4 protein-coding genes and 2 CRISPR repeat arrays are annotated in these 9419 nt (G+C 46.2%); all 4 genes read left to right on the top strand.

Annotation, left to right across the window (positions count from 1 at the left end; genetic code table 11):
• Window positions 1-60: 60 nt before the first annotated feature.
• Window positions 61-424: direct repeats of the CRISPR family, unit length 32 nt; unit sequence GTCGCACTCTATATGAGTGCGTGGATTGAAAT.
• 151 nt (window positions 425-575) lie between these two features.
• The 4 genes from L693_RS0116240 to L693_RS0116225 are packed head-to-tail and all read left to right on the top strand — an operon-like array spanning window position 576 to window position 8295.
• The gene (locus tag L693_RS0116240) at window positions 576-1628 is read left to right on the top strand and encodes a Wadjet anti-phage system protein JetD domain-containing protein (RefSeq protein ID WP_049825186.1); all 1053 of its coding nucleotides are present in this window, start codon (window positions 576-578) and stop codon (window positions 1626-1628) included.
• Window positions 1604-3148, top strand: coding sequence for a hypothetical protein (locus L693_RS0116235; protein WP_025718290.1), 1545 nt, complete (start codon window positions 1604-1606; stop codon window positions 3146-3148). The genes L693_RS0116240 and L693_RS0116235 overlap by 25 nt, the downstream gene beginning before the upstream one ends.
• Complete coding sequence (locus L693_RS0116230; RefSeq protein ID WP_049825185.1) at window positions 3132-3887, top strand: DUF6063 family protein; 756 nt, start codon at window positions 3132-3134, stop codon at window positions 3885-3887. Before L693_RS0116235 ends, L693_RS0116230 begins: the two co-directional genes overlap by 17 nt.
• Window positions 3871-8295, top strand: a complete 4425-nt coding sequence (locus L693_RS0116225) for a hypothetical protein (protein ID WP_025718288.1) — start codon at window positions 3871-3873, stop codon at window positions 8293-8295. The genes L693_RS0116230 and L693_RS0116225 overlap by 17 nt, the downstream gene beginning before the upstream one ends.
• 370 nt (window positions 8296-8665) lie before the next feature.
• A CRISPR array of direct repeats spans window positions 8666-9370; the repeat unit is 32 nt; unit sequence GTCGCACTCCACGTGAGTGCGTGGATTGAAAT.
• Window positions 9371-9419 lie beyond the last annotated feature (49 nt).

Here is a 9419-nt window from a genome sequence, read left to right as displayed (position 1 = left end):
TTAAAAAAGTTGTTTGATTTACTGTTGACAATCCATAGTGGGATAGGCGGAGCTGTAACAGTCGCACTCTATATGAGTGCGTGGATTGAAATTGTACATATGGTTAACGCTTGGGGCCAGTCCCGGGTCGCACTCTATATGAGTGCGTGGATTGAAATCACTAGCAATCAGCGCACACCTCATGGGGTGAAGATGTCGCACTCTATATGAGTGCGTGGATTGAAATGGCTCCCTCCTGCCTTATGCATTGCCCCACAAGGTCGCACTCTATATGAGTGCGTGGATTGAAATTATAATACACTCCCAGGTACGCCGGACAACGAGAAAGTCGCACTCTATATGAGTGCGTGGATTGAAATAAGCCACGGTTTTGAATGTCAGTAATGGTCAAAGTCGCACTCTATACGAGTGCGTGGATTGAAATCGGCAGGTGGGGGGCGCAGCTGGAGGCTCGGCTTTGTTGCTCTCTATTTAACAGCTGTGTTCATAAAATTAAGAAAAGGTACATTTATAATACCTTCGTATCCTGAAATGGTATAATTAACTAAGGGGATTCTCATTCATCAGGAGGGGCTATGGAATCAGAAGACATTCGCCGGCAATTACTAAGTCATATTCAGAGTTACAAGAAATCTACCATTCTACTTGAAGAGTTGGCAGCTTTTATGAGTGGACATGACATTAATTATCCATCATTTGCTGAGACCATTTTACAACTCGAGGAAATGCAGATATTAGTGGGGGTCAAAGCGCATGGCAGGAACGGGAAACGGCCCGCATTGGCTTACCAATATAAAATTCGTCGAGTGTTCATGCGACAGGGGCATTTACAAAGAATTCAACAGCACTCTGCTCAATTTCATCCAAGTATAAATCTGGATTGGTATTATGGGCAGTCTGAAGACACATGGAACAAGGACCTGACCTATATTGAACGTATTCATCATTTTTTAGCAATGCATGGATTGCCAGTCAGTGAAGTGCCGGCCCCGGAGCGAAGTTACCAATTAACGGGTGATGAGAAATGGATCACGGATGGAGGAGGAAGAGTTGTTCTGGAGCGTCTTGGTTTATGGAGCAAGATGCTTATTAAACCTGTCAGCGATCCTTTGATGTGGGCATTTAACCCTTCGCTAGAAACTTCTCAATCCTATCAGTCTCATTTGATTATCGAGAACAAGACGACCTTTCAGGCGTTATTAACAGGGCTGTCCACGTTACCTTTTTCCACCCTGATCTTTGGCTCCGGCTGGAAAATTGTTGGGAATCTGGAGATGTTTCATTTACAGTATCCGGTGCAGGATGTACAGCATACTTTTTATTATTTTGGAGATCTGGACTGGGAAGGCATCCGAATTTGGCATGCCTTGCAGGTCAAACATATGGTGAAGCTGGCAGTGGAATTTTATCTGGCTTGTCTGGAGCATAAGGGGGTGCCGGGGAAGCAGAACCAGATACGAAGCGAAGCTGATTTGGCTGCTTGTCGGACGGTTCTGCCAGAGGCAGCAGGTGAGCAGTTGGAAAATATGCTGCGTAATGGTCAGTACATCCCTCAGGAAGTGCTAGGCCGGGAACAATTACTTGCGATTGGGAGATTGGGTGTATGGAACAGACGGACACAGGTATGAATGCTGGCGAGATTATATCCGGGTTTGCAGGACGAATGGGCAAGATTGCTCTTTTTGACCCTTTGTTTGAATTGAGACGGCAGCGAAAGATAGACCGCAATGGCAAACAGATAGCTATGATGGAGCTGGGGCTGATGACGCTCCTGTTTTTCTTCGAGAAGAAGCTATTACGCAGTCATAAGACGAGTACGAGAGATTACATACAATTTTTAAAGGAATCACTGGCTCCACATTATGAGCTGGAACAAGTAGATCTGGAGGATATTGGGCGTAAGATTTTACAGGTGTTCCGTCCTGCGAATGGACGGAAGCGGGAAATGCCATTTTACAATCTGGATTCAGGACAGGAAGAGATACTGCAAACTTCCATTCTGCGAACAGACAAATACGATGCACAGACACAGGTTCAATATTACACATTAGATGAGGATGGACTAGAGTTGGTATTCGCAACCAAAGAATTTTATCTGGAATTTCAACTGTCCATTCATCAGCTATTGCTTCGTAAACAACTGGAAAAGGGTGAATTTCAAGGCGCACTTCGTCAGATTGATGAGATGCAGGTCGATGTAGAGACTCTGCAAGAACGTATTCGCAAGGTGGAGTACGAGATTAAACGCAATATTGTATCCGACGAGACTTTCCAACGTTATCGCTCATTGCTCGAGGACATCCATCTGCGATTAAATCGCGAGAATGAGGAGTTCGTGGAACTGCGGGATTTTGTCCGCGAGACACGAGACCGAATCTATGCAGATCGGGAACAGGCAAGGTTCCAACGACCTTACGAGCTGATTCTCCGTATCTCCGCTAATCTGGAAAAGGTCCATAATGAGCATACCCATCTATTGCAGCAGAGCATAGAACTGGATTCGCAGGCATTACGGGCAGCCAAGGAGTCGCTATACTACACCGGAATTAGCTCTTTCAATTTTGACCAGGACATCACCGGAATCATCATAGGGCATCCCTTGTCTCCAGATGCATTACGGGGTGTGATTTCTCCGTTTCTTACCGTAGAACAGAAGCCGTTATGGTCGCTCCTGACCCTATTTGATAAACAGCAGGTTATCAGCAAGGAGGAGGGCCAGAGCGATTCAGCAGGTTTTCTGGTGATGGATCAGGGCGAGGATAATCCTTTCAATTTGCAGCGTAAAAAAGGCGTCGTAGATATGCTCTCGTTACTTCTGGAATGTGCAAAGGTACGTGGAAGCTCTAAATTTCTTTTGAGCGATTTTATTGCCTATGTAAGGGAAATGGATCTCGAGGAGCTGCTTCACAGCCGGAACTTTTATGATTACTGGATGATGATTCATCAGCGCAGTCCAATCTCTGCACAGCAACGTGAACAGCAGACGGCAGATGAGAGTGATTTGAGCCTGTATGAGGCGATGACGGATGCACTGAAAGGGTATGAACTTACAGTGTATGAAGCGACAGAATTACTGCAAGTAACGGATCGGTATGTGATCCAGGATATGATTATTGAATTGGCAGGTGCTCATGATGCAATATCTTGAGGAAGAAGTGATGACAGCCTTTCGAATTTATGCGTTGCTGACCCAGAAGGGTGAAGCGGGTTCAGACAGTCTGCAGCAATATGAGAGTGATGATAAAGTGCGCGGGCTAGTGGATCAATTTGCAGCAGAGATGGAATGCGCTGTACTGACAGCCGGGGGACGGCTCTATCTGATTCCGCTCGCGCGACTGTCTCCTTTTCATATGAGTAACGACATGCTGAAAAAAACATATTTGCGTGGAAGTGCCGTTAACGCAGACTTGTATCTCATGTATCTGGTCATGATCGTGTTCATCGGTGGGTTCTATGACAGCTACCAGACGATGGAGCCTACGCGTAATTTCCTGAATATGAATGATTGGTTGTCTCTGGTGCAGGAGAGAGTTGATGTATTACAGGAGCATGGCGATGAACATTTGGAACGTCTGAGCAAGGAGTTCTCCTACAGGTGGGTCGACATCATTGAACGCTGGAATGCGATGGATGACATTAAGGAAAATGTCAAACGCCAGAGCGGGCAAACGATCAGCCGCATTAGCTTTCTGGATACCGTCAGACGTTTCCTGTTGGAGCAGGAACTGGTATATCAGGTTGGACCGGATGAACTTGATCTGACGGAAAAGACGAAAATTATTGTACAGCGTTACTTTATGGAAGCGGAATACAACCGGGGAATTCTTGAATTCCTGTATTCATTTAAGGAGTCCACGAAGGAGGAATCTCATGCCAACAATCTCTAAAATCAGATTCACCAACGTTGTCTATGAAGCTGGAGCCAAACGGTATACCGATTCGATCTTTCATTTTGACGGTCATAATGGTGCAATTGTGCTGGAAAATGGAGGAGGGAAGACTGTCTTTATCCAGACGGCGCTTCAGGCTGTCATGCCCCATGTGGATTTGGCGGGCCGGAAAATGAAGGACACGCTTGCGCTGGAAAATGGACCTGCTCATATTGCTGTAGAGTGGCTGCTGACGGAGAAGCCCCGGCGCAGGTATGTTGTAACCTGTATCAGCTTGTTTATGGACACGAATGGAATGAGTTCTTATCGTTATGTTCATGAATATGGAGAAGGGGACGAGCACCGGATTGAGCAGATTCCATTTACAAAGACTCAGGGTGATCGGGAACGGGTGAGTGACAAGGGAGAAATTCATGATTACTATATGCACATGCAGAGCAGATATTCACTAACCTCCAAAACGTTTTTCAACACCATGGATGAGTATAAAAAATATTTGGAGGAGCAGTATCATATTATCTCCACGGAGTGGGCGGCCATAGCCAAGATTAATTCAAATGAAGGCGGGATCGAAGCCTTTTTTGATGAATGCAAGACTACTTCTCAGCTTGTTGATCGCCTTCTGATTCCGACCATTGAAAGCTCAATGGAAGGGTACAAGCAAGGAGCTTTTGTTGATCTTTTCCAGGCGCGGCAAGATAGCTTTAAGCAATATAGGGCGCTGAAGGAGAAGCTGGATACGAATCGGGATATTCTTATCCGTCTGCAAGAGTACGTGGAAGGATATACACGATATGACCAACAGAAGAAGGAATATGACGAGCGGCGGCGAGAATCGAAGGCGGCATGGCAATACCTTGAGGGTATGAAGCAAGTGACAGTTGCAGAATTGCTACAACTTGATATGCAGAAGGAAGAACTACAAACTCAAGAGGAATTGATGGAAAAACAGGCTGATTCATTGAAAATCGCACAGGCTAAGGAAACACTGGAAGCGCTGGAAACCGTGTATTATGAGGTACAGGACGAATATGAAGCATTACAGGATCGTATCGGCTCCGAGGAGCAGCAGTATTATTCGATTAGGTATGCACAGATACGTGAGCGGCAGAAAGAAGCCGCATTCAGGCTTGAGTATATCCATAATCAGATGGAGCAACTGGAGCAATCGACTGACGAACAGGAGCTTCAGGTGCAGTGGGATCAGAATGGTCGGCATCTGCGAGCTTTTTACATGCAAGAGGAACAGAAGCTAAAGGCAAACCTTGAGGACATGGAAGAACAACGGAAGGGGTTGGAGCAACAGCGGAATGAATGTGCAAAAAGTGAAAATATGGAGGATCAGGCTCGTGAGCAACTCGGCATAGAGGAAAGTAGAATCGTAACGCAATATGACAGCCATAAGAGCAGAGCCACAGATATTTCCAGACAAATATTAAGCAATGTGCAGACGCAATCGGTTGAACGGGAGATGCCGCTCTGGAAGGAAGAATATACAGTGCTGCAACGTGAGATTGTCGCATCTGTACAGGTCTTTCATAAGATGGAACAGAAGAAAGAACGATTACAGCAGCTACAAGCAGATGGCAGAGTGCAGCTTGCTGCGGTTAGAGAAGAGTTGGGTAATGTACAAGCTCAGCTAACCGCATTCGATCAGGAGCATGCACAGATGTTACAGGAACTATCTGTATTGCATCCTGCCTGGAGTCGGGTGACTTCCTTGCACACACAGGCAGATTCGATCCGTAATCGTCTGACTAGTGGGATCGTCCACAAGGAACGACAGAAGCAGGACCTGCTATATAAGGAAAGAATCGCTTACCGTTATGTGGATGACTATCAGCAGCAAGATGTATTTTTTGCTGATCCGTATGCTGCTGAGCTGGTCCACCATTGGAGTAATGAGTTCTCCATGCTTCAGTTGGGCGTGCAGTATGTGGAGCAGAGTGAGCAAGCCGGTGAACATCCACTGTGGGAAGTTACGTTATTAACCACCGTACACGAGAAAGAGAAGCTGCTGAGAAAGCTGAGACAGTCTGCGAGCAAGCTTCAGTATCCGATAAGGGTGTTGTCAACGGAGGAAGCGAAGCGCTTGCTAACCCCGGTGGGAGAGCCAACGCTGGGAGAAAGCTGGGTTGAGCCCGGACTATGGATGGACGTACAGGATTCTGCACAATTTCAAATATGGAAGCAGGCAGCAGAGGAACGAGCGGAACTAGCCAGGCAGGAACGGGAAGATCAAGAAAATAAACTCGAACAATGGCGAGATGTATTGAGGCAAACAGAACGTTTCTTTGACAGGTACAGGATAGAGAGCATACATGAACTGCGCCAGCTTCTGGAGGGACTTGGTGATCGACGTAATATCCTGCAGAAGCGACTGGATTTATGGGATGGGGAAATGAAGCATCTGGACCAGCACAAGGACGAATTACAGCAGAAGAAAAGATTGCAAGAGCAGCAAACCGCGGAGTTGGAGCGTCGCTTGAATCTGGGACATGAATGGTTAGCCATCATGCAAAAGAATCATGAATTGGAACACGAGCTGGTCTCTGTGCGGGAACAAATAAACCTGAAAAGGAAGCATGTGGATAAATTCAGGCAGCAAAAAATCAGTCTGGATACTCAATGCAGGGATGCTGAAAAACAGATCATAGCTCTCGAAGGTAAGCTCCTTCATATGCAAGAAGATGAATTATACACAGAGGTTCAGGTGTACAGCCCGCTGGAGAATTCCTTTGGTTTGCAACGATTAAGGGATGAGTATGAAAATCTGAAGATGAGGCGTCGGCAAATGATGATGTCCCGTACAGAGTTGGAAGGAAAGCAACAGAGTCTGATACGAGAAAAGAGTCAGGCGGAGCAAGAGATGTCCGTGCTACGAAAAGAACATTCCAATATTATCCTGGAGCTGGACTTGCCACCTCATGAGGAAATTAGGATGGAAGAGATTTGGAAAAAGTGCGAAGAGTTGAAAGAACGTGTCCACAAGATCAGGGCTGAGTTGGATCGTAGACGCCAGGAGCGCGATCTTCAGGGAGGTGTCGTGAAGCAATTGCTGAGCCGGTATACACTTGATCATGAGGACGAATCGCCAATATCCTTCCATGGTTCGCTAAGGCAGGTACATGAACGAATCGAGCAAACACAACGGGAACTGAGTCTCCAACTCCGTGAAGTGGATAAGGTGATGAAGTCCACGTTGGAGCAACGACGCAAATTTGAACAGGCACTGAATCAGTGGAATCAGGTCATCAAGCTATATCAGCTCGACGATCCCCAGTTGCAGAGCGCGCAGCTTACGGAGGAGCAACGCAGCGAGTGGCTCTATCAGGCATTTAAGCACAGCGAAACTGCTATTAAGGAGCTGGAGCAACGAGCAAAGCAGCGGGATCAAGAGAAGACCGGGGTCGAAGCTCACAAGCAGCGGTTTCTGGATTTTTGTAACAAATCTATTCAGGATCCAAAGCAACGCGAGATGGCCAAGAGTGGAATACGGAAAAATGATACACTCGAGGAATTACTCGATTTTGAATCTTTGCTTAGACAGAGTATCGTAAAGACGAATCAAATTGCAGAGCTGCACTTGCAGACGGAGGACCAGAAGCTGCAGCATTTTATCACCCATATCCATATGCACATAAAGCAGATTGTACAGGAGTTGCGTGATCTTCCCAAGAAAACGCGTGTTAGAACAGAGAATGGGAGCAAGGAAATCTACGTATTCAAAATCCCGGAATGGGATGAAGCAGAAGGTAAACAACGCATTCATGCTCATATCGACTGGATTGTTGAGCAGTTGGATCGTACCCCGTATCAGGCTGAACATAACGAGAATTCAGTTGCACGAGTGCGTAAGGATTTGGAAAAGTGGCTGGATTCCAAGCAACTGCTGCAGAAGGTGTTAAAGCATGAAACGATCCATATTAGTTGCCATAAGGTTACGAACGATCAACAAATCACAAGTGCTAAGTTCTCTTGGGAAACCTCGAACTCCTGGTCTGGTGGAGAGCGATGGAGCAAGAACATGACTCTTTTTCTGGGCTTGCTAAATTATGTAGCCGAGCGCAAACAGCATATACAGGGGCAGATGAAGCGACACCGGGTTGTTATCCTCGATAATCCATTCGGCAAGGCATCCAGTGATCATGTTCTTAGTCCCGTGTTTTATATTGCGGAGCAGTTAGGATTTCAGATTATTGCTCTGACAGCGCATGCTGAGGGCAAATTTCTACAGGACTATTTTCCAGTTATGTATAGCTGTCGACTTCGTGGAGTTGCTGGTGAGCCCGGTAAGCAAATTATTGATCCCCACCAAAAGATGGATCAGGCTTATTTCCGCGATTTTGCTCCTGAATCCAAGGTGTATATAGGTGAAGTGAAGCAATTGGAGCTTTTTGAATAAGCATGTTGGAGACTAATATTCGCTCGTCATTGGCACGGAGGGGGCTCTGTGCTTGAGGCTGATCTGGCTCTGACCGAATATATGGTGTGTCTTATCTTCCAAGAACCGCCCTGAACTGGTGTCGATTCGTATTATGCACATCGACCTGTTCCGTTTCTTTCAGCGTCAGGCAGATCAATCGAATCGTAAAGGTGCGAATATAAAGCTCCCATGAATTCCCCGAGTCCTTCGCACCTCGAAATTTGTCGAAAGGTATTGGGATCACTACTTATCCGTAAAAGTCAATAGTTGATCCAAGCTTTTTGGGCATCAGTTTTTGCATCAATGTAGTATTTGATATCATTAGGATATCAAATACTACATTTTTGCTGTCGCACTCCACGTGAGTGCGTGGATTGAAATAAGCGCGCAGCTTTTCGATCCTCAGATTCATCATCGTCGCACTCCACGTGAGTGCGTGGATTGAAATACGTGTGACTATATTACCATATTTTCGGCGTTACGTAGTCGCACTCCACGTGAGTGCGTGGATTGAAATGATCTAACGGTCATGCGTCCTTATTTATTGCTCAAGTCGCACTCCACGTGAGTGCGTGGATTGAAATGTCAGTAAGGATTCGAGAGGACGCGTTAAGGTCCGTCGTCGCACTCCACGTGAGTGCGTGGATTGAAATTGGTTCAAAAAAATCGAAGGGAAGCGGGGGCAAAGTCGCACTCCACGTGAGTGCGTGGATTGAAATGCAAAATTAAATGAATATGAGTTAATGATGTTTGAGTCGCACTCCACGTGAGTGCGTGGATTGAAATAATTTCTTTGGCAGCTGGAAGGGAACGTTTAAAACGGTCGCACTCCACGTGAGTGCGTGGATTGAAATAAACATCCATGTAGCAAACACTATAAAAATGAAAGTCGCACTCCACGTGAGTGCGTGGATTGAAATTCGCTAGACTTCCCACGACCCTGAATGAGCTGAAGGGTCGCACTCCACGTGAGTGCGTGGATTGAAATAAGTTTGCTGGAAGCGATAATGATGCATACAGGCGTCGCACTCCACGTGAGTGCGTGGATTGAAATATAATGACCAAATGCACGCCTGTTGAATAACCACAAAATGGTAGAAAAA

Source organism: Paenibacillus sp. 1-18 (assembly GCF_000520755.1).
Taxonomy (GTDB): domain Bacteria; phylum Bacillota; class Bacilli; order Paenibacillales; family Paenibacillaceae; genus Paenibacillus; species Paenibacillus brasilensis.
Note: the sequence above shows the minus strand (reverse complement) of the source record. Positions and strands in the feature narration are given on the sequence as shown.

Excerpts from the sequence above, each read along its gene's own strand:
- L693_RS0116240 (WP_049825186.1), top strand. The coding sequence starts at position 576 with ATGGAATCAGAAGACATTCGCCGGCAATTACTAAGTCATATTCAGAGT.
- L693_RS0116235 (WP_025718290.1), top strand. The coding sequence starts at position 1,604 with ATGGAACAGACGGACACAGGTATGAATGCTGGCGAGATTATATCCGGG.
- L693_RS0116230 (WP_049825185.1), top strand. The coding sequence starts at position 3,132 with ATGATGCAATATCTTGAGGAAGAAGTGATGACAGCCTTTCGAATTTAT.
- L693_RS0116225 (WP_025718288.1), top strand. The coding sequence starts at position 3,871 with ATGCCAACAATCTCTAAAATCAGATTCACCAACGTTGTCTATGAAGCT.